The following is a 21,908-nucleotide window of genomic DNA, read 5'->3' as shown; positions in this document are numbered from 1 at the left end:
AGGCGCGATTGCCTATCGCCCGCTCAAACGCCAAAATGCCGCCAACCGCTCCCCAAAAACTCGTCGGAGGACACCATGGGAACCACCATCACCTTCAAGCGCCCGGACGGCAAGGACGCATCGGGCTATCTCGCCAATGCCGCGCGCGGCAACGCGCCGGGCGTGGTGGTGATCCAAGAATGGTGGGGCCTTTCGGACCAGATCAAGGGCCTCTGCGACCGCTTCGCGCTGGCCGGGTTCGATGCGCTGGCGCCAGATCTCTACAAGGGCAAGGTGGTGCCGTATCACGACACCGACGCCGCCGGCAAAGAGATGAACTCGCTCGACTTCATGGACGCCACCACGCAGACGGTGCGCGGCGCCACGCAATATCTGTCGCGCAACGGCGCCAAGGTGGGCCTGACCGGCTTCTGCCTCGGCGGCGCCGTCACCATCATCGGCGCGGTGCATGTGCCGGAGCTCGCCGCCGGCGTGGTGTTCTACGGCATCCCGCCAGAGCAGGCGGCCAAGCCCGCCGACGTCAAGATCCCGCTTCAGGCCCATTTCGCCAACAAGGACGATTGGTGCACGCCGGAGCTGGTCAACGGTTTCGAAAAGGCCATGAAGGCCGCCGGCAAGTCGCTGGAGCTGTTCCGCTATGACGCCGAGCACGCTTTCGTCAACGAGCAGCGCCAGGCCGTGCACGACCGGGAAGCCGCCGAGCTCGCCTGGGGCAGGGCGACGGAGTTTTTCAGGAAGCATCTGGGGTAGGTGTGCTGCGCCAGTCGCGCTACCATTTCAGTGTCGCCCCGGCCTGGTGCGCAATTGCCCGGCCTTCGCCGGGACGACTGTGGTGATCGGCGTTGAGCAGCCAGCCCAGCCAGCCTTGACGTCGTCCCCGCGCCATGGTGAGTATCCGCCCATGAGCACCGCCGTCCGCCCATCCCGTCTTTGGTGGCGCACCTCCTGAGAGGTGGCCGGTGCGATTTATTCTCCCAAAATCGTCTGAGGTCGCCCACGCAGTGCGGCGGCCTGATCGTTTGTCCTGTGTGGCGTTCCCTCGACAAGTTTCGTAAGAGGACCCCATGAACAGGACCGTCTTTGCCCTTCCGGCTCGAAGCGACTACGTGACCCGCGCGGGGCTTGCGATCACGCGCGTGGCGGAACAGTTTTCCGGCGGCGCCAACCGGCTCGACGATCTCGTCAGCCTGCTCGACCGCCGCCGCGGCGTGGTGCTGTCGTCGGGCACGACCGTGCCCGGCCGCTACGAGAGTTTTGACCTCGGCTTCTCCGATCCGCCGCTCAAGCTCGAGACCACCGGCGTCAATTTCAAGCTGGAAGCGCTGAACGCGCGCGGGGAGGTGCTGATCGCCTTCCTCGCCGACGTCTTGCGCGAACCCTGCGTCGTGATCTCCGAGACGACGCCGACGCGCCTTGCCGGTCATATCATCCGCGGCGAAGCCCCGATCGACGAAGACCAGCGCACGCGGCGCGCCAGCGTGATGTCGCTGGTGCGCGATCTCGTCGCCGCTTTCTCCGCCAATGACGACGGCGTGCTCGGCCTGTTCGGCGCCTTCGCCTACGATCTCGTGTTCCAGATCGAGGACCTCGTGCAGAAGCGCGCGCGCGAGAGCGACCAGCGCGACATCGTGCTCTACGTCCCCGATCGCCTGCTCGCCTATGACCGCGCCACCGGCCGCGGCGTCGTGCTCACTTACGATTTCGCGTGGAAGGGCAAGTCCACCGCGGGCCTGCCGCACGAGACCGCCGAGAGCCCCTACCTCAAGACACCGCGCCAGGGTTTTGCCGATCACGCCCCCGGCGAATATCAGGCCACTGTCGAGACCGCGCGCGCTGCCTTTGCGCGTGGCGATCTGTTCGAGGCGGTGCCGGGGCAGCTCTTCGCCGAGCCCTGCGACCGCTCGCCGGCGGAAGTGTTCCAGCGGCTCTGTGTCATCAATCCGTCGCCCTACGGCGCGCTGATGAATCTCGGCGAGGGCGAATTTCTCGTCTCGGCCTCTCCGGAAATGTTCGTGCGCTCGGACGGACGCCGGGTCGAGACCTGCCCGATCTCGGGGACGATCGCGCGCGGTACCGATGCGATCGGCGATGCCGAGCAGATCCGCCAGCTCCTGAACTCCGAGAAGGACGAGTTCGAGCTCAACATGTGCACCGACGTCGACCGTAACGACAAGGCGCGCGTCTGCGTCCCGGGCACGATCAAGGTGCTGGCGCGCCGGCAGATCGAGACCTATTCAAAGCTCTTCCACACCGTCGACCATGTCGAAGGCATGCTGCGTCCCGGCTTCGATGCGCTCGATGCGTTCCTCACGCATGCCTGGGCCGTCACCGTCACCGGCGCACCAAAACTCTGGGCGATGCAGTTCGTCGAGGATCACGAGCGCTCGCCGCGCCGCTGGTATGCCGGCGCGATCGGAGCGGTGAATTTCGACGGCAGCATCAACACCGGCCTCACCATTCGCACCATCCGGATGAAGGAGGGCCTCGCGGAAGTGCGCGTCGGCGCCACCTGTTTGTTCGACTCCGATCCCGCCGCCGAGGACCGCGAATGCCAGGTCAAGGCCGCGGCCCTGTTCCAGGCGCTGCGCGGCGATCCGCCGAAGCCGCTGTCGGCCTTTGCGCCCGACGCCACCGGAAGCGGCAAGCGGGTACTGCTGATCGACCATGACGACAGCTTCGTCCATATGCTGGCCGATTACTTCCGCCAGGTCGGCGCCGACGTCACCGTGGTCCGCCATGTGCATGCGCTCGACATGCTCAAGCAGAAGCGGTGGGATTTGCTGGTGCTGTCGCCAGGGCCGGGCAGGCCCGAGGATTTTGGGATCAAGAAGACCATCGACGCGGCGCTGGAGGACAAGCTGCCGGTGTTCGGCGTCTGCCTCGGCGTCCAGGCGATCGGCGAGTATTTCGGCGGCGAGCTCGGGCAGCTCACGCATCCCGCCCATGGCCGGCCCTCGCGGGTTCAGGTACGTGGCGGGCGGCTGATGCGCAATCTGCCGAACGAGATCGTCATCGGCCGCTATCACTCGCTGTATGTCGAGCGCGACAGCATGCCGGAGGTGCTATCCGTCACCGCCAGCACCGAGGACGGCGTCGCCATGGCGCTCGAGCACAAGACCCTGCCGGTCGCCGGCGTGCAATTCCATCCGGAATCGCTGATGTCGCTGAGCGGCGAGGTGGGCTTACGAATTGTCGAGAACGCGTTCCGCCTGGATGCGTCGCGCTGATTGAGAGGCACCATGACTTTTGACCATGATCTGAAGGCGAGCGTCCGCACCATCCCGGACTATCCGAAACCCGGGATCTTGTTCCGCGACATCACCACGTTGCTCGCAGATGCGCGTGCGTTCCGCCGTGCGGTCGACGAACTCGTCAATCCCTGGGCCGGCAACAAGATCGACAAGGTCGCTGGCATGGAAGCGCGCGGCTTCATCATCGGTGGCGCGGTGGCGCACCAGGTTTCGGCCGGCTTCGTGCCGATCCGGAAAAAAGGCAAGCTGCCGCACACCACCGTGCGGATCGCTTACTCTCTCGAATACGGCATCGACGAGATGGAGATGCACGTCGACGCCATCCAGCCGGGTGAGCGTGTGATCCTGGTCGACGACCTCATCGCCACCGGCGGCACCGCGGAAGGTGCGGTGAAGCTGCTGCGCCAGATCGGCGCCAATGTGGTCGCCGCCTGCTTCATCATTGATCTGCCCGATCTCGGCGGCGCCGCCAAGCTGCGCGCGATGGACGTGCCGGTGCGCACGCTGATGACGTTCGAGGGGCACTGAGGGCACGGCACGGCTGGCGACGTTCAGATCGGCTCGGCCTTTAGCTCCGACAGCCAATGCAGCATGCGCTCTTTGAGGAGCGCATTCCTGACATAGTCGCTCGCCTCATCTTTCAGCCGCTCGCATTCGCCGAGTGTCAGGCCTGCCTCACCGTGCATGTTCCACGCAGTCTGGAGTCTACGGCAGGTGTGGCTACCCTGGCGCAGCGAGAACCAGATGCGATTCTGGATTGTCTCGAGGTTCGAGGCTTGGCCGACCCAGGCCTCGCCCGAGGCCGCGCAGCGGACGACGTAGATGCCGGCAACGGTCTTCCGCTCCTTATAGGCGGCGATTGCTGCTTTACGGTCGATGCTCACGGTGAAGAGGCCTTGCTGAGGAACGATGGTGCGTACACTCAGTAACCGCAACGTTGCTCGGCGTCAATATTATCCGGGTAAAATATTCAGGACCGTTGCAGGATCAGGCTGAGCTCGAGTTCGCGGAAGGCGAGGTAATTGCGCCGGGTCCATTGGTGCAGCTCGGTCGAGGCATCCTTCTCCTGGCGAAGATAGCCGGTGAAGGAGAAATTCAGGCGGCTGATATAGGTCTTCAGGAATCCGGGCAGCGCCGGCAGGCGCAGCAGCCGGCCGCCGGCCATCGCTTCCGGCAGCTCGCCGCGCACGATGTGCTCGTTGTCCACCGTGATCAGGTTGATCCGCGGGATCTGTTCGCGCAGCATCTCGTGGGCGCGGGCCGAGACGCGGTCGGTGTCGGCGACGAACAGGATCATCGGCGCGACGTGGCGGCGCGCAGCCTCTTTCAACAGGCCGATCTCCTCCGTCATCTTGAAGAACTCGTCAAAGGCGTGGAAGCCGAGGTCGATCACCTTGGCAAGCCCGTCATCGACGATGACACGATCCATCAGCTGCATCTTGCCGTAGGTGTCGATCACGTCGGCGGTCTCGGTGATCGTTGGCAGATAGTCGAGCAGCGACGGCTCCTTCAGGTTGACGTCGAAGGCCACGACGTTGCCGTTCTTGAGCAGCAAAAATTCGCTCAAAAGCCGCGCCAGCAGGGTCTTGCCGACCTGCGGGCGGGGCGAGCAAATGATGTAGAGGGGCGTTGCGGGCATCGATAGCTATATCAGTCGAACTTGGCGACCAATCCAGCCGTATCCGCCCGGCTTGCGCAACTATTTTTCGCTGTTGCGGGCCCCGGATTTCGTCGAGCCGACGATATCGGTCAGCCGGATCCGATCGAACTCACTCCAGACGTTCGCCAGCCAGTGTCGGACATAACCACGCAGCACGAAGGAGTAGTTGGCGGCCTCGTCGTTGACGCCCTTGTTGGCGACGAATTTCAGGAATGGGACGGAGGACACCTCGACCTGCTCATAGGCCATTTCGTTGAGCTTGGGGATGGTCAGCTCGGTCGCGTCCTTGATGCGGTTGAAATACGATTGGTAAGTCGACTGATCCCACTGGAAGAACTGGGTATCGTTGATGAAGTTCTTCACCAGGAAATATTTCGCGCCGCCCATGAAGCCCGCGGTCTCGGCGATCTCGTCCAGCGAGGCGATCGAGGGTCCGAGGATGTGGAACACGGCAAAGGTGATCTGGCCGGCCTTGGCGGCGTCGAGGAATCCGATGTCGCGCAAGGAGGCGAGCGCCGGCGAGAGCAGGCCGGCCCGGACATCGATCACGGTGACCGACGGGCTCGTCGCGTTGAGCGTATCGAATATCTTCATCTGATCCGACGTCGTCGTCATGTCGACGATCTCGGTGATGTCAGGATGGAAGCGCTTCAGGGTTCCGCGCGGCGATTCGGTGTCGAAGGCGCGCGTCGGCACGTTGTTGGCGGAAAAATAATCGAGCAGGGTGCGCGACACCGTGGTCTTGCCGACCCCACCCTTGTCCGCGCCCACCACAACCACTGCCGGCTTTGCCATTGCTGTCCCCTAACGCGCGCCCCCGATCGCGAGGTTGCAATCGGACGGGCCCCAAATCGATGTCGCAGACATGTCCCAAGTCTGCTGTTGGGCGCGAACATGGCAGAAACAAGGGAGAATTCAATTCCGCAGGGCCCAGTTACGGCAATTCCCGAGGTTTTTCCCAAGCACGACGAATCCTTCCGGGCATGGCGTCAAATCACGCTCAATGGCGGCCCCAAGGACCCAAGGAATTGCCCAAGGGATTGCTTACTCAATTGCCTATCGGGTTGCTGCTGGCGGTTCCGGCGGAGCTGGGTGCGGGCAGGGGCGGCGGACTGGCCGCGCCGCCTACGTCGTTCCAGGGCCCCCGGCGCGGTGGCGGTCGGACGCCCTGCTGGTCGGCTTGCGTGTCTGGCTCCTCGGCCTCGTCGGCGGAAAGCGGCTGCGGGCCGGGATCATGGCCGCCGGCGAACTTGACCAACGCGTCGACTCGCGACTGCACCGAGGGGTGGGTCGCGAACAAATCGGCAAAACCCTCGCGCGGATTGTCGACGCAGAGCTCCATCACTGCCGAGGTTGCGCCCGGCAGCTCGCCGCGGTTCTCGATCTTGCGCAATGCCGAGATCATGGCGTCCGGGTTTTTCGTCAGCTCGACGGAGCCTGCGTCCGCGAGATATTCGCGCGAGCGTGACAGCGCGAGCTTCACCACCTGAGACAACAGCCAGGCCACCACGATCAGCACGACCGCGATGATGATGACGATCACCGCGCCGCCGCCCGAACTCTTGCTGTCGCTCGACGACGAGGACGATCGTGACGAGGAGGAGCCCGACGACCACGAGCCGCCGGAGCCGGAGCTCCAGCTGAAATTCGTGAACAGGCGGAAGAACAGTTCGCCGAAGAATCCGACCACGCCCGCGATGATGACGGCGACCACCATGAGCTGCACGTCGCCGTTCTTGATATGGGTCAGCTCGTGACCCAGCACCGCCTCGATTTCCTGGTCGTCCAGCGCATTGAGGAGACCGGTGGTGACGGTGACCGAATATTGCCGCGGGTTGAGGCCGGTCGCGAACGCGTTCAGCGCCGGGCTTTCCATGATCTTCAGCTTCGGCATCGTGATGCCGCGCGAGATGCAGAGATTTTCAAGCAGATTATAGAGCCGCGGCTGCTCCTGCCGGGTGACGTCGTGGCCGCCGGTCACCGCATCGATCATCGACTGGTGGAAGAAATAGGCGATCACGATCCAGGTCGCTGCCACGACGGTCGCAACCGGTGCGGCGACTTTCAGATCATAGAAGGCGCGTCTCAGATAATGGAGGACGGTCTCGTCGCCATTGATGACGACTTCGGCGATCAGCGCGCCGGCATAGACCAGCACGTAGACCAGCGCGAACAGACCGGCGAGCAGGAGCATCGAACGAAACTTGTTCGAGGCGATGTGCGTGTAGAGACCATACGCGGCCATGACGCGATGCCCTGCCGGCCTATCGGCTCAACTCAGAATTTCACCTGCGGCGTGGCCTCGACCTCGGTGCGGCTGGCGCCGAGATCGAAGAAGTCCTTTTTGGTGAAGCCGAACATGCCGGCGAACAAGGCTGCCGGCATCTGCTGGATGCCGGTGTTGTATTCCTGGACCGCGCTGTTGAAGAAGCGTCGGCTGGCCGCGATCTTGTTCTCGAGATCGGACAGCTCGCTGGCGAGCTGCTGGAAATTGGCGTTGGCCTTGAGGTCGGGATAGGCCTCCGACAGCGCGATCAGTCGGCCGAGCGCGCCGGAGAGCTGGGTCTCGGCCGCGGACACCTGCGCCGGTCCCTGCGCCGACATCGCCGAATTGCGCGCCTTGATGACGTCGTCGAGCGTGCCGCGCTCATGCGAGGCATAGCCCTTCACCGTCTCGACCAGGTTCGGGATCAGATCGTGGCGCTGCTTGAGCTGCACGTCGACGTCGGCAAAGGCCTGGCCGACGCGCTGGCCCAGCGCCACCAGCCGATTGTAGGCGGCGAAGGCAAAGAACACGAGGACGACGATAACGCCGAGAACGATCCAGCCGGTCGACATGGAGAACTCCTGAAGGGGGAAGAAGGCGGGCGCTAGGGTAGACCAAATTGGCGCCGAGCGAGAGCCCGGTACAGAAGAGAGGTAAGCCTTGGTCGGATGAGGGACTATCCGAGTTCAAGGCGAAAGCGCCGGAGCAGGTTAACTTTCGGACAGGATGGCATCACCCCAGCGCCAGCGGCGGGCGCTTGCATAGGCGACCTTGTCCCGCCGTGGGACCTTGGCGAGTTCGACGCCTTGCTCGGTGCAGAGCTTTGCCGTGATCTCGGCCTTGCCGAGATCCGGCGGCGCCAACACGCGCGCGGCGCGGGTGGCGGGAGGCCTACGGGTTAGCGCCACGTAGATGAATCGCTCGTCCTCGAACGGCACCTCGGCGCCCTTGATTTGGCGGTGAGCCTGCGAGCGCGGCAAGCGCTGGGAGAAATGGCACCAGTCGGGCGCCGTCAGCGGACACGGCTTTTCGTGCGGGCAGGGTGCGGCGACATAGGCGCCCGCCGCGATCAGTTGCTGGCGCAAGGTGAGGATGCGGGCGTAGCCGGCGGGCGTGCCGGGCTCGATCACGACCAGCACGTGGCGCGCTTTCGCCCACATCGCTTCCGCGAGCTTGCGTTGATCGCCCTCGCTGAGCTCGCCGATGACATAGCTCGCGACGACGAGATCGGCTTGCGAAACCTCAGCGAGGTTCGCGCCGGCATCGCCCGGCAGATAGCGGCAATTCGCCAGACGCGTGCTGTCGCGCGCCAGTTCGAGCGCGAGACGGCTCAGCGTGGCGTTGGCATCGAGCAGGGTGAAGGATTGCAGCGACGGAAAAGCTTCCGCAGCGGCCCAGCTCGCGGTGCCCGGACCTGCGCCGACGTCGAGCAGCGTTTCCGGACCGAGGTCCGGTGCGACCTCGGTCAGCGCATTCAGACTTGCCGCCACCGCAGCGTAGGTCGCCGGCATCCTCGCGAGCGCATAGGCGAGCGCATCGGCCTCGGACTTGATCGTGCCGGAGCCGCCCCCTGCACGATAGGTGGTCGAGATTTTCTGCGATCGCTGCGCAGCGTCGGTGCGCGAGAACCCCTGGAGCTTGCCGTCGAGGGCCGCTTTCAGTTCGGCGGGGAGGGTGGGTGAGATCATCATTCGTGGTCATCATCCGCTTGCGCGGATGACGACGTCAATGGGTGCGTGACGGGAGCGGACTCACGCCACGTTCTGGTCGAGAATGTCCACCGCCTCTTGCAGGTTCACCGACACCAGTTGCGAGACCCCGCGTTCGGCCATGGTGACGCCGAACAGGCGGTTCATCCTCGCCATCGTGATCGGGTTGTGGGTGATGATGATGAAGCGCGTGTCGGTCGAGGCGGTCATCTCGTGCAACAGGTTGCAATAGCGCTCGACGTTGTGGTCGTCGAGCGGCGCGTCGACTTCGTCCAGCACGCAGATCGGCGAGGGATTGGTGAGGAACACCGCGAAGATCAGCGCCATCGCGGTCAGCGCCTGCTCACCGCCGGAGAGCAGCGATAGCGTCTGCGGCTTCTTGCCCGGCGGCTTGGCGATGATTTCGAGGCCGGCTTCAAGAGGGTCATCGCTCTCGATCAAATGCAACGCGGCTTCGCCGCCACCGAACAGCTCGACGAACAGGCGCTTGAAGTGGTTGTTGACGACCTCGAACGAGGTCAGGAGCCGCTCGCGAGCTTCCTTGTTGAGGCTCTGGATACCCTGGCGCAACCGCTTGATGGCCTCGACGAGGTCGTCGCGCTCGGTGACCAGACCATTATGCTGGGTCTCGACCTCGCGCAGCTCTTCCTCGGCGCGCAAATTGACCGCGCCCAGGCGCTCGCGATCGCGGCGCATCTTTTCGAGGTCTTCCTCGATGTCGTGCAGCGGCGGCAGCTCGGCGCCGGGCTCGATCTCGGCGAGCCCGGCAACGGCCTGCGGCTCGACTTCGAGCATGTCGCGGATCTCGCGCTCGATGTCATCGAGCCTGCGCCGCGCGCTTTCCATGCGCTCCTCGGCGCGGGCGGTGGCCTCGCGCGAGCTCGACAGCGCCTCGAGCGTCAGCTTGGCGACGCGATCGGTTTCGGCCATCGCGGTTTCCGCGCTGGCGAGCGCGTCGGCGGCCATGCGGCGGTCGTTTTCGGCATATTCGATCTCGGTGATCAGCGCGCTGCGCTTCTCCGCGAACACGGCCGGCGCGTTCTCGAGATCGCTGCGCTCGATTGAGACTTCGGCGATGCGCGCCTGGATGGTGTCGATGTGGGAGGCCGCGCTCTCCTTGCGGTTCTGCCACTCGGTGCGTTCGGCGAGGATCGCCTGCACGCGGCGGTCGGCCAGCTCGGCTTCGCGCGCCAGCGCCTGTGCCTCGGCCCGGACCTGGGCGGCCATGCGACGATGACCTTCGATGTCGCTGCGGACAGCGGCGAGACGGGTTTCGGTGTCCTCGCTCGACGGCAGCTCGAAGATCCCGGCTTCGGCGTATTCGTAGGCGGCTTCGGCCTCGGCGCGGTCGGCGGCCAGACGGCTGTGCGCTTCCGACAGCGTCGCCTTGCGTGCAGCGTGGCGGCTGATCTCGCGCTCGACCGTGGCATGGCGCTCGCGCGCGACGTTGAGTTCGCGCTGCGCAGCGCGCCAGGCTCCGCGGCTCGCACCTTCGGTGCTGGCGGCCATCTGCAGCTCGGCCTCGGCGTTCTCCAGCGCCTGACGCTTGATCTGCGCGTCGATGCGGGCCTGCTCCAGCTCGTTCTCGATGTCGATGAGGCGGGCGCGCTCGGCAAGCCGCCTTGCTGCGCCGGTCGGCGCGTGGGCGGCTGCGACAAAACCGTCCCAGCGCCAGACGTCGCCTTCGGGCGAGACCAGCCGCTGGCCGGTCTTGAGCTGCGAGACCAGCTCGGCGCCGCGCTCGCGCGGCACCACGCCGATCTGCGCCAGGCGGCGGGTCAGCTCGGCCGGGGCCTGCACGTGGCTGGCGAGAGGCACGACGCCTTCGGGCAGTTCCGGATCGCCGTCGGTGACGCCGGCATTGGTCCAGCGCATCGGCGCGGACGGATCGACCGGGGCGTCCAGATCGTCCCCAAGGGCTGCGCCGATCGCCTTTTCAAATCCCTTGTCGACGGTGATGCCGTCGATGATCGGCGGCCACAAATTCTTGGTCTCGCCGTTGAGGATCTTGGAGATCGTGCGCGCCTCGGTATCGAGCCGCTGCACGCGCTTGTCGGCTTCGACCAGCGGCGAGCGCGAGGATTCCAGCGTCTGCCGCGCGGCGACGTGCGCGGCTTCGCTGGCCTGAGCGGCGGCTTCCGAGGCCGCCAGCGTCTGCTCGGCGCTCTCGACCGTCGCGGTCAGCTCGTCGAGATCGCCGAAGCCGCCGGTCTCCTCGGTGAGCTTCTGCTCTTCCGCCGCGACGTTCGAAATCTCCTGGTCGAGCCGGGCGAGCTTGTCGCGGTGGGTGCGAACGTTGGCTTCGAGTTGGTTGCGCTTGGCGGTGAGGTCTGCGAGCGCGGTGGTGAGCTCGGCGAACTGCTGCTCGGTTTCGGTCAGCACCGCCTCGGCTTCGGCGACACGCTCGTCGACGCCGGAGCGCTTCTCAACGCGCGACTTGATCTCTTCCTTCAGCTCGGCATCTTCGGCGTCGAGGCGCTGCAGCGCGATATCGGCGTCCATGGTCTGCTGCTGGGCGCGCGAGATGTCGCCTTCGAACTGCGCGAGGCGCCGCTCGAGTTCCGCGACGCGCTCCTTGGCGCGCTCTTCCTCGCGATCGAGCAGCTCGCGGGCGTTGGTCAGGCGCTGCAGCCCCGCTGCGGCGCGCGCTTCGGCATCGCGCAGCGCCGGCATTTCGGCGGCGCGAATCGCCTGGATGCGGGCGGCCTCGGCCTGGTGCTGGGTCCGCTCGGCCATCTCGCGGACCGCGAGATCGTGGGTCTGGCCGGATTCGTCGACGTCGGCATGGGCGCCGATCCAGCGCAGATGGAACAGGGTTGCTTCGGCCTTGCGGACCTTGGCCGCAACTTCGCGATAGCGCACGGCCTGGCGGGCCTGCTTCTTGAGGCCTTCCATTTGCCCCGCGAGCTGGCCGATCACGTCCTCGACGCGGGTGAGATTGGTTTCGGCCGCCTTGAGCCGCAGCTCGGCTTCGTGGCGGCGGGCGTGCAGGCCGGCGACGCCGGCGGCGTCTTCCAGCACGCGGCGGCGCTGCTCGGGCTTGGCCTGAATGATCTCGCCGATCTTGCCCTGGTGGACCAGGGCCGGCGAGCGCGCGCCGGTGGCGGCGTCGGCGAACAGAATCTGCACGTCGCGGGCGCGCACGTCGCGGCCGTTGATGCGGTAGACCGAACCGGCTTCGCGCTCGATGCGGCGGGAAATTTCCAGAAGCTGGCTGTCGTTCATCGCCGCCGGCGCTGTGCGATCGGAATTGTCGATCGTCATCGTCACTTCGGCGTGGTTGCGCGCGGGGCGATTGCCGGAGCCGGCGAAGATCACCGCGTCCATGTCGGCGGCGCGCAGCGACTTGTAGGAGGTCTCGCCCATCGCCCAGCGCAGCGCCTCGACCAGATTCGACTTGCCGCAGCCGTTGGGCCCGACCACGCCGGTCAGGCCGGGCTCGATGACGAAGTCGGTGGCCTCAACGAAGGACTTGAAGCCGTGAAGGCGCAGGCGGGTGATTTTCATAAGCACGCATCTCTGTTGGCAGGCGCGAATCCCCCTGCCGGGACAATACCATGGAAGGCAATGTCGGTATCCGGGCGAGTCGCGCGAAGCGCCTCATGCGGCTGGACAATGGCCGCGGTGCGCTGCGAGGGCAACCGGCGAAAGCCTCTTTTCCCAAGGGATTTGTGCCGGGAAAGATACGGCTATCGAGATGCGAATCAGGATTGTGCCGTGCGAATCAGCTCTTCAGCAGCGGATTGATCTTCTTGGCGAATTCCTCGAACGAGGTCTCGCCCTTGATCTTCTCGCCGTTGACGAAGAACGTCGGCGTCGAATCGACCTTCAGAACGTCGCTGGCATATTTCTGGTCGGCGGCGATCTTGTCGAGCAGGGCCTGGTCCTTCAGGCAGGCCTCGACCTGCTGCTGCGTGAGACCGGCCTGCTTGCCGATCCGGGTCAGGGTCTCCGTGGTGTTCTTCACCACCCAATCGTTCTGCTGGCGGAACAGCATGTCGGTGACGGCAAAGTATTTCGGCGCGTCGCCATTGGCGATGCAGCGCGACAGCATCGAACCGGCGGCGGCTTTGATGTCGAGCGGGAACTCGCGGAAGACGTAACGCACCTTGCCGGTGTCGATGTATTCCGACTTGATCTTGGGAAACACTTGCTCATTGAAGGCCGCGCAATGCGGGCAGGTCATCGAGGCGTATTCGGTGATGGTGACGGCGGCGTCCTTCGGGCCCAGCGCCATGTCGGGCAGCGACACCGGTTTGGCCACGTCACCAGCCGCTGCCTGCGCCATGGCTTCAGGGATCATGGCATCGGAGATGAATCGCAGCGGAGAGAACCCGGCGAGCGCGGCAAGCCCGGTCAGCGACAGCATCGAGGTGAAGGCGCGGCGGGTGATGATCAAGGTCGGCTCCCGGATTGGCGTGGTCTCGCCCGAATTCCCATTCAGACGGCCTGTCGCTAGCTTGAAACGTCGTTTGAGGCAATGGCGAGCGGCAAGGACAGGTCCAGTTTGGCCGCAGAATAAGGCTCAATTTCGCTTGATGGCGGCCCCGAGGCGCGCCAGCGCCGACTTCAATTGTTCATCTTCGATATCGCCCAGGCGCTCAGCCACCTCGGCCACCGATTTGGCGTCCGGCGGGCCGGGCCGGGTCGGCCGGCGGGCGCGTGATAGCGGAGCCTGGCGAAAGGCCAGCTTGCCGACCGCGCTCCAGCCGAAGAAGCGGTTGACCCGCTGCAGGATCACATCGGCGGAGTGCTGGATCTCGAGCGCCATCGGCCCCTCGACCCGCAGCACCAGCGTCGCCGGCTCCTGCGGCTGACCCTCGACCGGCCGCGGCCATTGCATCTTGAGCGGCTCGGCGTGCGCCGCGATCTCCGGCCCGGCAATCTGCGCCCATCGCGTCACCAGCTCGCGCGCGGCAAATCCCTGCTTGGCATAGGCCTCGGCAAAGACGTCGTTGAGCAGGAGCGATAGCGGCTTGGCGCTGATGGGACCGGGTTTGATGGGTCGAAGCTTGGACATGGGACCTTATAGCACTCCGGGGCGTCGGCCGCAGGCTCTTCACCGCGAAGAAAAACGTGGATGCCCGCGACAAGCGTGGGCACGACGTGGAGAGATCGACGCATTGCCGTTACAGTGCGGACATGAGCCCCAAATCCGCCCTCAAGGCGAAATCGGAACCAGTTCCGCCGGAGACCCCATCGCGTCCGCTCGCGCTGCTCCAATGGTATGACCGCCACCGCCGCCGATTACCCTGGCGGGCTCCGCCCGGCGAAGCATCCGACCCTTACCGCGTCTGGCTGTCCGAGATCATGCTGCAGCAGACCACAGTGAAGGCGGTCGGGCCCTATTTCGAAAAATTCGTCTCGCGCTGGCCTGATGTCACCGCGCTCGGACGGGCCTCGCAGGAGGACGTGCTGCGGATGTGGGCCGGGCTGGGCTATTATTCTCGCGCCCGTAATCTCCATGCCTGCGCGGTCGCGGTGACGCGCGAGCATGGCGGCACCTTTCCCGACACCGAAGTGCGTCTGCGCGCGCTGCCGGGCGTCGGGCCCTATACGGCGGCAGCGATCGCGGCGATAGCGTTCGATCGACGCACCATGCCGGTCGACGGCAATATCGAGCGCGTGGTCTCGCGGCTCTTTGCAGTTGAGGAAGAGCTCCCGCAGGCCAAGCCGCTGATTCAGGAGTTGGCTGCGACGCTGCTTGCCGATTCTCGCGCCGGTGATAGCGCGCAGGCGCTGATGGATCTGGGCGCCTCGATCTGCACGCCGAAAAAGCCGGCCTGCTCGCTATGCCCGCTGAACGAGGGCTGCACGGCGCGCGCGCTGGGAACGCAGGACACGTTTCCGCGCAAGGCCGCGAAGAAGAGCGGCGCGCTACGGCGCGGCGCCGCTTTCGTTGTCACGCGCGGCGACGAGCTTCTCGTCCGCACCCGTCCCGAAAAGGGGTTGCTCGGCGGCATGACCGAAGTACCGGGGTCGGACTGGCTGGCCGGGCAGGACGACGCCAAGGCAAAACGGCAGGCGCCCGAGTTGAAGGGGCTGTCGCGCTGGCAGCGCAAGGTCGGCGTGGTCACCCACGTCTTCACGCATTTTCCGCTGGAACTGGTGGTCTACACGGCGAGGGTGGAAGCGCGGACGCGGGCACCCGCCAGCATGCGCTGGGTGCCGATCGCCACGCTCGCCGATGAAGCATTGCCCAACGTCATGCGTAAGGTGATTGCGCATGGATTGGACCCTAGCAGCCCATCCTGCTGACAAGATGCTGGCAGCAGGCCTGCGTTAGCTGTGGTAGGCAACGGAGGCTCGCATGATCAAGACCGCGCTCGACAACTTTCCCAGGCCGCCCTGTGCCGAGCTATTGGGGTGGCGCCTGCTCGATGCCCGACCCCGGGGAAGGCTGGATCAAGCTCGCCTTCGACGGCAAGCCGGAGTTCTGCAATCCGGCCGGCTTCATCCAGGGCGGCATGCTCTCGGCCATGCTCGACGACACGATGGGCCCCGCCGTGCTGGTGATGAGCGAGGGCAGGCTCTACACCACCACCATCAGCATGACCGTGAATTTCCTGGCGCCCGCAAAGCCCGGACCGATCATCGGCGAGGCCAAGGTGACGCAGCTCGGCAGGACGATTGCGTTCGTCGAGGCAAAGCTGATGGCAGAGGACGGAACGCTGCTGGCGACGGCGACGGCGAGCGAGCGGCTGCTGGAGGCGGCGAGGGTGGTGGGCAAATAGCTGCCGCGCAGTCTTTTTTCCTTCTCCCCTTGCGGGAGAAGGTGGCGCGAAGCGCCGGATGAGGGGTTTGTCTCGGCGAGTTCAAATGAGAGTTAGACTCGCGGAGACAGACCCCTCACCCGAGTGAGCTTGCGTCTACCGGCGTCGCTGCCCTCTCCCGCAAGGGGCGAGGGCGCATCAACGTGCGTCTCGCTTCGTGCGAATACTCATTTCGTCGCGCGCGCGTCCTTGCTCACGATCGGCGGCTTCGCATTCAGCGCTTCCACCTGGAAGCCGGCGACGCGCTTGTAGTTGGCGGCAACATCCTCGAGCTCCTGTTGCGACAGCACGTCAGTGACGACCTTGTAGCCGTCGGGCGCGCGCTCCTCGACCAGCTGCATCACCTGCTCGGGGCCGTTCTTGCGGTTGAGCAGGACGAGACTGGTGGTTGCAGGCCGCCGCTCGGCCTCATAGGCGAGCAGGGCCGCTTGCGTCGGGCCGTGCGCCAGGATCTCGCGCGTGATGGTGCGCGCATCGAGGATCGCCTGCGAGGCGCCGTTGGATCCGATCGGATACATTGGATGTGCGGCGTCGCCCATCAGCGTGACGCGGCCGAAAGTCCATTGCGACACCGGATCGCGATCGACCAGCGGATATTCATAGGCGTGCGGGCAGTTCTTGATCAGGCCGGGCACGTCGAGCCAGTCGAACTGCCAGCTCTCGAACCAGGGTAAGAACTCCTCCAGCCGCGCGGTGCGGTTATAGTCCTCGCGCCGCCATTGATAGGTCGGCGGCATGTGGCGCTCGGCAACCCAGTTGATCAGATGGTTGCCCGCGGCGTCCGGTTCCTTCGAGATCGGATAGCAGACGAATTTCAGGATCTCGTGACCGGCCATGATCATGGTGCGGCCGCTGAGGAAGGCTTTTGCGGGCGTGACGCCGCGCCAGAGGATGCGGCCGTTCCAGATCGGCGGGCCTTCGTCGGGATAGAGTTTTTCTCGCGCGGCGGAATGGATGCCGTCCGCGGCGATCAGGATCGTGCCGTCGTAAGTCCCCGCGGCCTTGCCGGTGGCCTTGTCGACGAAATCGGCGCGCACGCCGTCGGCGGTTTCGCTCCAGCCGGTAAGATGATGGCTGGTGAGGATGTTGTCGCGGCCGAGGCGCTCGATGGCGGTGTCGAGCAGCAATTGCTGGAGCGTGCCGCGATGGATCGAAAACTGCGGCCATTTATAGCCGGCCTCCAGCCCGCGCGGCTCGCTCCAGATCGGCTTGCCGTGCTTGGAGAAATAGGCAAGCTCGCGGGTGCGCACGCCGCTGGCATCGAGCTTGTCCATCAACCCGAGCTCGATCAGCTCGCGCACCGCATGCGGCAGCACGTTGATGCCGACGCCGAGCGGCCGCAGTTCGGCGACGCTCTCGAACACTTTTACGGGAATGCCGATTCCGTGCAGGCTGAGTGCAAGCGTCAGCCCGCCGATGCCGCCACCGGCGATGAGTACGGTCATGGGAAAGCCCCTCCAACTCGGGGCGTCTTGGCACAGCCGGGCGCCGGTGGGCAACTGCGAAGAGAGGTTCGTGCTATGGACCTCGGGGCCCGCAGCCGTTACCTTCCGGCTTTCCCATGAGGTCCGACATGCTCAAGCTCTACTACGCCACCGGCACCTGCGCGCTCGCCACCTACATCACCCTGGAAGAAGCCGGCGCCGACTACGCGGCGGAGCGGCTGAGCTTCAAGGACAACCAGCAGAACAGCGTGGAGTACCTCGCGATCAACCCGAAAGGCCGCGTCCCCGCGCTGGTGACCGATCGCGGCGTCCTGACCGAGACCCCGGCGATGCTGGCTTATCTCGCGCAGACCTTCCCCAAGGCCAAGCTCGCGCCGCTCGACGATCCCTTCGACTTCGCCCAAGTGCAGTCGTTCAACTCCTACCTCTGCTCGACCGTGCACATCAATCATGCCCACAAAATGCGCGGCGCACGCTGGGCGAGCGAAGAAAGCTCGTTCGCCGACATGAAGGCGATGATCCCGAAGACCATGGGGGCCTGCTTCGCCCTGATCGAGCAGAAGATGTACAAGGGGCCCTGGGTGATGGGCGAGCAGTTCACGATCTGCGATCCTTATCTCTACACCCTGTCGACCTGGCTCGAAGGCGACAGCGTCGACATCAACGCGACGCCGAAGATCGCCGATCATTTCAAGCGCATGTCCGACCGCCCCGCCGTGCGCAAGGTGATGGACGCGCAGAAGGCGTAGGAGCGCGGCAATATATTCCCCTGTCGTGCCGGGCAAGCGTCAGCGCAGACCCGGGACCCATAACCACAGGGAGAAGTTGTGACGCAAGCTGACAATCACGAGTCTTCGCCAAACCACGTCCTGTGGTTATGGGTCCCGGATCGGCGCTCCGCTTCGCTGCGCTTGTCCGGGACGACACCATTTGCTTTGAAGTTGCGTCCTATCCAGCGCGCCCTTTCTTCTCCAAATCCCGTCCCGTCTCCAGCATCAGCCGCCTGAGCCAGATCGAGCCTGGATCCATCTGCGCGCGGGTCGGGTAGAACATGAACTGCTCATCGATGCCGGGGTCGAGCGGCGGCGTCACCGTGACGAGGCCGAGCTGCTTGGACAGCGCCGCGATCAACCGGCGCGGCACGAAGGCGACGAGGTCGGTACGGGCGGCGACGTGCAGCGCTTCGAGATAACCCGGGACGACGAGAGCGATATGCCGGTCTATGCCCTTGGTGCCCAGCCAAGTGTCGATGAGGTCCTCCGGCTGGCCGCGGATGATTACGCCGACATGGCGTGCAGCCAGGAACGTCTCGCGCCGCTTCAGCTTCGCAGCCACGGGGTGGCCGCGCCGCACCGCCAGCGCGTCGCTGTCGGTGTAAAGCAACTGGCGGTGAAATCCCTTGAAGGCGTTGCCGATCGAGATCACGAGATCGATGGTGCGGGCGAACTCGGCGTGGAAAATAGCCGGTCCTCGCCACGGCACCACGTCGATGCGGACGTTGGGGGCGGCCTGCGTCACCTTTTCCATCAAGGGCGGCATCAACAGCTCGACCGCGAGGTCCGGCATCATCAGTCGGAATTGCCGCTCGCTGCGCGCCGCATCGAATTCATCCGATACGAACAGCCCGCGCACCTGGTCGAGCGCCTGCGCCAGCGGCGCGCGCAAGGCTTGCGCCCGCGGCGTCAACTCCATCCGCGCGCCTGTGCGTACCAAGAGCGGATCGCCAAGGATGTCGCGCAGACGCTGGAGCGCATGACTCGCCGCCGGCTGCGACAGCCCGATCCGCAATGCGGCGCGGCTGACGCTGGCCTCGCGCAGCAGCGCGTCAAGCGCGGTCAGGAGATTGAGGTCGAGCGAATTCAAATTCATGAGGCGAATAGATATCATATCCACTATCGATTTGAAGAATTTAGCACCGGCGGCGATGATTTCCGTGTTCTCACCAAAGGAGATGCCGCCATGAGCGCGAGCGCCAACAAGAAACTGATGCAGGATATCTTTGCAGCCGCCGCCAGCCCCGATCCGGCTGCGCGCGACCGTGGCTTGTTCACCGAAAGTCTTGCCGACGACGCCAAATGGATCGTGACCGGCCAGTATTCCTGGTCGCGCACCTTTTCGGGCAAACAGGCGATCCTCAACGATCTGCACGGCTATGTGCGGACCCGCCTTGTCGACCGGACGCGGACGGTCGCTCATCGCTTCATCGCCGACGGCGATATCGTCGTCATCGAAGCAAAGGGCGACAATGTCACGCCAGAAGGCGTGCGCTACGACAACGACTATTGTCTCGTGTTTCGTCTCGAGGACGGCAAGATCAAGGAGATCCGGGAATATTGCGACTCGGTGCTGACCGAGAAGGCCCTTGGTCCGTTTCCACAAACGGCCGTGAGGGCCGCGAGCTGAGCGGATCGAGCAGCGTCGCCTCCGTCGACCGGTGCCGTCCGCCGCGGTCGGCGAGGGGCGTGTTGGTCTGGCGCAGGCCGGACCAGCTGCAGCGGCCTGCATGCCGCTGCGGGCTTCTCGCTAAAACCTTGCTCACCTGCCGATAAAATCAGCAGATGTTGTACCATCCGACGGATGCGCGCGCGAAAAATTTGAAGGTTCAATTAACGAGTGTCCCCCATTGTGTCGCGGTGCAGCGTGGGTCGCGAACAACGCGACGCGCGGCTGCCAGAGTGGCCGGTGACGATCGCCGGATTAGGCCGGCCGCTCGAATTGACATGCATCTGGGTGGACAGTGGGAATGCCGAGTTTTCGTTTGCGGATCAGGGGACGCCTGTACGCAGGTTTCATGGCCTTGGTGGCGGTTGGTCTTGTGATGGCGGTGGTCGCCATCTGGAATTTGCGATCCGTCCAGGATCAGGTCGCAAAACTCTCCGCGTTGTCGGACAGCACGGCGCGCGTCCTGGAGATATCGACCCATCTTCAGGCCATCCAGCGGGCCAATCTGCGCTACATTTACGACGCCAACGAGCCTGCGATGCGGGAGGCTGCCGAGCGAGAGGCCGCGGCGACCGGGCTGTTGCAGCTGGGAGCAAAGGGCCCCCTCTCGGAGGAGCGGCGGAAGCTCTACGACGATCTGATCGCCGACATCGCCAAAATGAAAAGCCTGCGTGACAGTCTCGGCGACGCCGTCAACGAGGCGCGGACCGGCAAGGCGACGCTGTTGCCGAGTGGCGAAGAGCTGACCGTCAAGATGGCCAAGCTGGTCGATGTGGCCCGTGCCGCCGCCGACGACGACACGGTGTCGCTCGTCGCGGACCTCGAGTCCCGGGTCCTGCTGGTTCGAATCGCGAACTGGCGCTTCCTCGCCCTGCGCGACGCCAACGGGCCCACCGCCTTCAGAACCAATGTCGACAGGGCGGTGCAGCGGCTGGCGGCCGTCGAAAGGAGCCCGCAGGCGGCGGACCTTCGCTCGTCTTTGACGCCAGTGAAGACCGCTCTCGGTATCTACAAATCCGCGTTCGAAACCACCTCTGCGGCGATGCTGCGGTCCGACGAGATCTACCACAAGGATCTCGCACCGCTCATCTCCGCGAGCATAGCCAAGCTCAAGGTCGCGGAAACCGCCTTGAAGACGGATTACAAGGCTTCGCGCACCGCGGCCGATGCTGTGATCGACGGCACGACCTCGCTGCAGGAGATCGCGGGCGGCCTCGCCGTCCTGTTCGGACTGATCGTCGCCTTCCTGACCGCCCGCAGCATCGTGCGGCCGCTGACCTCGATGACGCGCGCAATGGGGCTGCTTGCCGGCGGCAATCTCGCCGTCGAGATCCCCTCGCGCGGCAAGGTCGACGAGATCGGCGACATGGCCAAGGCGATCGACGTCTTCAAGACAAACATGATCGAGACCGAACGGCTGCGCCAAGAGCAGACCGCAACCGAGGCCCGGCAGGCCGAGAGCCGCAAGGCCGACATGGCCCGGCTCGCCAGCCGGTTCGAGCAGGCGGTGGGCGAGATCGTCGATACCGTATCCTCGGCATCGCACGAGCTCGAGGGCTCGGCCGGCACCCTGACCGCGACCGCGAGGCGCGCTCAGGATCTCTCCACCGAAGTGCAATCCGCCTCCCAGGAAGCCTCGGCCAATGTGCAGGCGGTCGCCTCCGCGACCGAGGAGTTGTCCTCCTCGGTGACGGAGATCGCGCGCCAGGTGCAGGAATCGGCGCGCATAGCGGGCGAAGCCGTCGGTCAGGTGAGCAAGACCAACGCGCGCGTCAGCGAGCTCTCCAAGGCTGCAGCCCGCATCGGCGACGTGGTCGAGCTGATCAGCACCATCGCCGGCCAGACCAACCTCCTGGCGCTGAACGCCACCATCGAGGCGGCGCGCGCGGGTGAAGCCGGCCGCGGCTTCGCCGTGGTCGCCTCGGAGGTCAAGGCGCTCGCCGAGCAGACCGCGAGGGCCACCGGTGAGATCGCCCAGCAGGTCTCGGGCATCCAGGCTGCGACGGAGGAGTCGGTCGGCTCGATCAGGGAAATCAGCGGCACCATCGAGCGGCTGTCGGAGATCTCGTCGACGGTCGCCGCCGCCGTGGAGGAGCAGGGTGCGGCGACGCAGGAGATCTCCCGCAACGTCCAGCAGGCGGCCCAAGGCACGCAACTCGTGTCGTCCAACATCGGCGACGTGCAGCGCGGGGCGTCCGAGACCGGCTCGGCGTCTTCGCAGGTGCTCTCGGCGGCACGCTCGCTGTCGGCCGACAGCAATCGCTTGAAGCAGGAAGTCGCCAACTTCCTGAGCTCGGTCCACGCCGCCTGAGCCTCAAGAAGCAAAAGGCCACGCGCATGCGCGTGGCCTCGCATTGTGACC

The 21,908-nt window shown here is 65.2% G+C and carries 18 protein-coding genes and 1 pseudogene; 8 read left to right on the top strand and 11 right to left on the bottom strand.

Annotated features, from left to right (window positions below; all coding sequences use genetic code 11):
- Window positions 1-75: 75 nt before the first annotated feature.
- The 3 genes from IVB50_RS35355 (at window position 76) to IVB50_RS35345 (ending at window position 3,779) form a co-directional block, all read left to right on the top strand.
- Window positions 76-750: a dienelactone hydrolase family protein gene (locus IVB50_RS35355; protein WP_231188791.1), complete on the top strand. Its 675-nt coding sequence runs from the start codon at window positions 76-78 to the stop codon at window positions 748-750.
- A 314-nt stretch (window positions 751-1,064) separates the two neighbouring features.
- Complete coding sequence (locus IVB50_RS35350) at window positions 1,065-3,227, top strand: anthranilate synthase component I (RefSeq protein WP_204513836.1); 2,163 nt, start codon at window positions 1,065-1,067, stop codon at window positions 3,225-3,227.
- A gap of 12 nt (window positions 3,228-3,239) precedes the next feature.
- A complete protein-coding gene (locus IVB50_RS35345) occupies window positions 3,240-3,779 on the top strand; it encodes an adenine phosphoribosyltransferase (protein WP_007595035.1) in 540 nt (179 codons plus the stop codon).
- A 23-nt stretch (window positions 3,780-3,802) separates the two neighbouring features.
- Here IVB50_RS35345 and IVB50_RS35340 read toward each other — a convergent pair whose 3' ends face one another.
- The 9 genes from IVB50_RS35340 to IVB50_RS35300 all read right to left on the bottom strand — a co-directional run bounded on the left by IVB50_RS35340 (window position 3,803) and on the right by IVB50_RS35300 (window position 13,906).
- Complete coding sequence (locus IVB50_RS35340) at window positions 3,803-4,135, bottom strand: GIY-YIG nuclease family protein (RefSeq protein ID WP_018454936.1); 333 nt, start codon at window positions 4,133-4,135, stop codon at window positions 3,803-3,805.
- Between the two features lie 86 nt (window positions 4,136-4,221).
- On the bottom strand, window positions 4,222-4,890 hold the full coding sequence (locus IVB50_RS35335; RefSeq protein WP_204513838.1) for a hypothetical protein: 669 nt from the start codon (window positions 4,888-4,890) through the stop codon (window positions 4,222-4,224).
- Window positions 4,891-4,950: 60 nt separating this feature from the next.
- Window positions 4,951-5,706 (bottom strand): hypothetical protein, encoded by a 756-nt coding sequence (locus tag IVB50_RS35330; RefSeq protein ID WP_018454934.1) that lies wholly within the window; start codon window positions 5,704-5,706, stop codon window positions 4,951-4,953.
- 253 nt (window positions 5,707-5,959) lie between these two features.
- A complete protein-coding gene (locus IVB50_RS35325; protein WP_247299552.1) occupies window positions 5,960-7,156 on the bottom strand; it encodes a M48 family metallopeptidase in 1,197 nt (398 codons plus the stop codon).
- Window positions 7,157-7,188: 32 nt separating this feature from the next.
- The gene (locus IVB50_RS35320; RefSeq protein ID WP_085352637.1) at window positions 7,189-7,749 is read right to left on the bottom strand and encodes a LemA family protein; all 561 of its coding nucleotides are present in this window, start codon (window positions 7,747-7,749) and stop codon (window positions 7,189-7,191) included.
- A 138-nt stretch (window positions 7,750-7,887) separates the two neighbouring features.
- A complete protein-coding gene (locus tag IVB50_RS35315; protein WP_018454932.1) occupies window positions 7,888-8,868 on the bottom strand; it encodes a small ribosomal subunit Rsm22 family protein in 981 nt (326 codons plus the stop codon).
- Between the two features lie 60 nt (window positions 8,869-8,928).
- A complete protein-coding gene (smc, locus tag IVB50_RS35310; RefSeq protein ID WP_247299551.1) occupies window positions 8,929-12,393 on the bottom strand; it encodes a chromosome segregation protein SMC in 3,465 nt (1,154 codons plus the stop codon).
- Between the two features lie 217 nt (window positions 12,394-12,610).
- On the bottom strand, window positions 12,611-13,285 hold the full coding sequence (locus IVB50_RS35305; protein ID WP_018454930.1) for a DsbA family protein: 675 nt from the start codon (window positions 13,283-13,285) through the stop codon (window positions 12,611-12,613).
- A 126-nt stretch (window positions 13,286-13,411) separates the two neighbouring features.
- Complete coding sequence (locus IVB50_RS35300) at window positions 13,412-13,906, bottom strand: DciA family protein (protein ID WP_018454929.1); 495 nt, start codon at window positions 13,904-13,906, stop codon at window positions 13,412-13,414.
- Between the two features lie 122 nt (window positions 13,907-14,028).
- Between IVB50_RS35300 and mutY the strand changes: the two genes are divergently transcribed.
- Complete coding sequence (gene mutY, locus IVB50_RS35295) at window positions 14,029-15,144, top strand: A/G-specific adenine glycosylase (RefSeq protein ID WP_018454928.1); 1,116 nt, start codon at window positions 14,029-14,031, stop codon at window positions 15,142-15,144.
- Between the two features lie 52 nt (window positions 15,145-15,196).
- Window positions 15,197-15,620 (top strand): annotated as a pseudogene (locus tag IVB50_RS35290) (PaaI family thioesterase).
- A 206-nt stretch (window positions 15,621-15,826) separates the two neighbouring features.
- Here the strand turns inward: IVB50_RS35290 and IVB50_RS35285 are convergent.
- On the bottom strand, window positions 15,827-17,104 hold the full coding sequence (locus IVB50_RS35285) for a flavin-dependent oxidoreductase (protein WP_204513843.1): 1,278 nt from the start codon (window positions 17,102-17,104) through the stop codon (window positions 15,827-15,829).
- A gap of 128 nt (window positions 17,105-17,232) precedes the next feature.
- On the opposite strand from IVB50_RS35285, the gene IVB50_RS35280 reads away from it, so the two are divergent.
- The gene (locus IVB50_RS35280; RefSeq protein WP_085352629.1) at window positions 17,233-17,853 is read left to right on the top strand and encodes a glutathione S-transferase family protein; all 621 of its coding nucleotides are present in this window, start codon (window positions 17,233-17,235) and stop codon (window positions 17,851-17,853) included.
- A 199-nt stretch (window positions 17,854-18,052) separates the two neighbouring features.
- Here IVB50_RS35280 and IVB50_RS35275 read toward each other — a convergent pair whose 3' ends face one another.
- Complete coding sequence (locus tag IVB50_RS35275) at window positions 18,053-18,973, bottom strand: LysR family transcriptional regulator (RefSeq protein WP_204513844.1); 921 nt, start codon at window positions 18,971-18,973, stop codon at window positions 18,053-18,055.
- Window positions 18,974-19,063: 90 nt separating this feature from the next.
- On the opposite strand from IVB50_RS35275, the gene IVB50_RS35270 reads away from it, so the two are divergent.
- The gene (locus IVB50_RS35270) at window positions 19,064-19,507 is read left to right on the top strand and encodes a nuclear transport factor 2 family protein (protein ID WP_018454923.1); all 444 of its coding nucleotides are present in this window, start codon (window positions 19,064-19,066) and stop codon (window positions 19,505-19,507) included.
- A gap of 340 nt (window positions 19,508-19,847) precedes the next feature.
- A complete protein-coding gene (locus tag IVB50_RS35265; RefSeq protein ID WP_247299550.1) occupies window positions 19,848-21,857 on the top strand; it encodes a methyl-accepting chemotaxis protein in 2,010 nt (669 codons plus the stop codon).
- Window positions 21,858-21,908 lie beyond the last annotated feature (51 nt).

The organism is Bradyrhizobium sp. 87, from assembly GCF_023073015.1.
GTDB lineage: Bacteria > Pseudomonadota > Alphaproteobacteria > Rhizobiales > Xanthobacteraceae > Bradyrhizobium > Bradyrhizobium canariense_D.
Note: the sequence above shows the minus strand (reverse complement) of the source record. Positions and strands in the feature narration are given on the sequence as shown.

Excerpts from the sequence above, each read along its gene's own strand:
- IVB50_RS35350 (WP_204513836.1), top strand. The coding sequence starts at position 1,065 with ATGAACAGGACCGTCTTTGCCCTTCCGGCTCGAAGCGACTACGTGACC.
- mutY (WP_018454928.1), top strand. The coding sequence starts at position 14,029 with ATGAGCCCCAAATCCGCCCTCAAGGCGAAATCGGAACCAGTTCCGCCG.
- IVB50_RS35320 (WP_085352637.1), bottom strand. The coding sequence starts at position 7,749 with ATGTCGACCGGCTGGATCGTTCTCGGCGTTATCGTCGTCCTCGTGTTC.
- IVB50_RS35270 (WP_018454923.1), top strand. The coding sequence starts at position 19,064 with ATGAGCGCGAGCGCCAACAAGAAACTGATGCAGGATATCTTTGCAGCC.
- IVB50_RS35280 (WP_085352629.1), top strand. The coding sequence starts at position 17,233 with ATGCTCAAGCTCTACTACGCCACCGGCACCTGCGCGCTCGCCACCTAC.
- smc (WP_247299551.1), bottom strand. The coding sequence starts at position 12,393 with ATGAAAATCACCCGCCTGCGCCTTCACGGCTTCAAGTCCTTCGTTGAG.
- IVB50_RS35325 (WP_247299552.1), bottom strand. The coding sequence starts at position 7,156 with ATGGCCGCGTATGGTCTCTACACGCACATCGCCTCGAACAAGTTTCGT.
- IVB50_RS35335 (WP_204513838.1), bottom strand. The coding sequence starts at position 4,890 with ATGCCCGCAACGCCCCTCTACATCATTTGCTCGCCCCGCCCGCAGGTC.
- IVB50_RS35355 (WP_231188791.1), top strand. The coding sequence starts at position 76 with ATGGGAACCACCATCACCTTCAAGCGCCCGGACGGCAAGGACGCATCG.
- IVB50_RS35330 (WP_018454934.1), bottom strand. The coding sequence starts at position 5,706 with ATGGCAAAGCCGGCAGTGGTTGTGGTGGGCGCGGACAAGGGTGGGGTC.
- IVB50_RS35285 (WP_204513843.1), bottom strand. The coding sequence starts at position 17,104 with ATGACCGTACTCATCGCCGGTGGCGGCATCGGCGGGCTGACGCTTGCA.
- IVB50_RS35345 (WP_007595035.1), top strand. The coding sequence starts at position 3,240 with ATGACTTTTGACCATGATCTGAAGGCGAGCGTCCGCACCATCCCGGAC.
- IVB50_RS35300 (WP_018454929.1), bottom strand. The coding sequence starts at position 13,906 with ATGTCCAAGCTTCGACCCATCAAACCCGGTCCCATCAGCGCCAAGCCG.
- IVB50_RS35275 (WP_204513844.1), bottom strand. The coding sequence starts at position 18,973 with ATGAATTTGAATTCGCTCGACCTCAATCTCCTGACCGCGCTTGACGCG.
- IVB50_RS35265 (WP_247299550.1), top strand. The coding sequence starts at position 19,848 with ATGCCGAGTTTTCGTTTGCGGATCAGGGGACGCCTGTACGCAGGTTTC.
- IVB50_RS35315 (WP_018454932.1), bottom strand. The coding sequence starts at position 8,868 with ATGATGATCTCACCCACCCTCCCCGCCGAACTGAAAGCGGCCCTCGAC.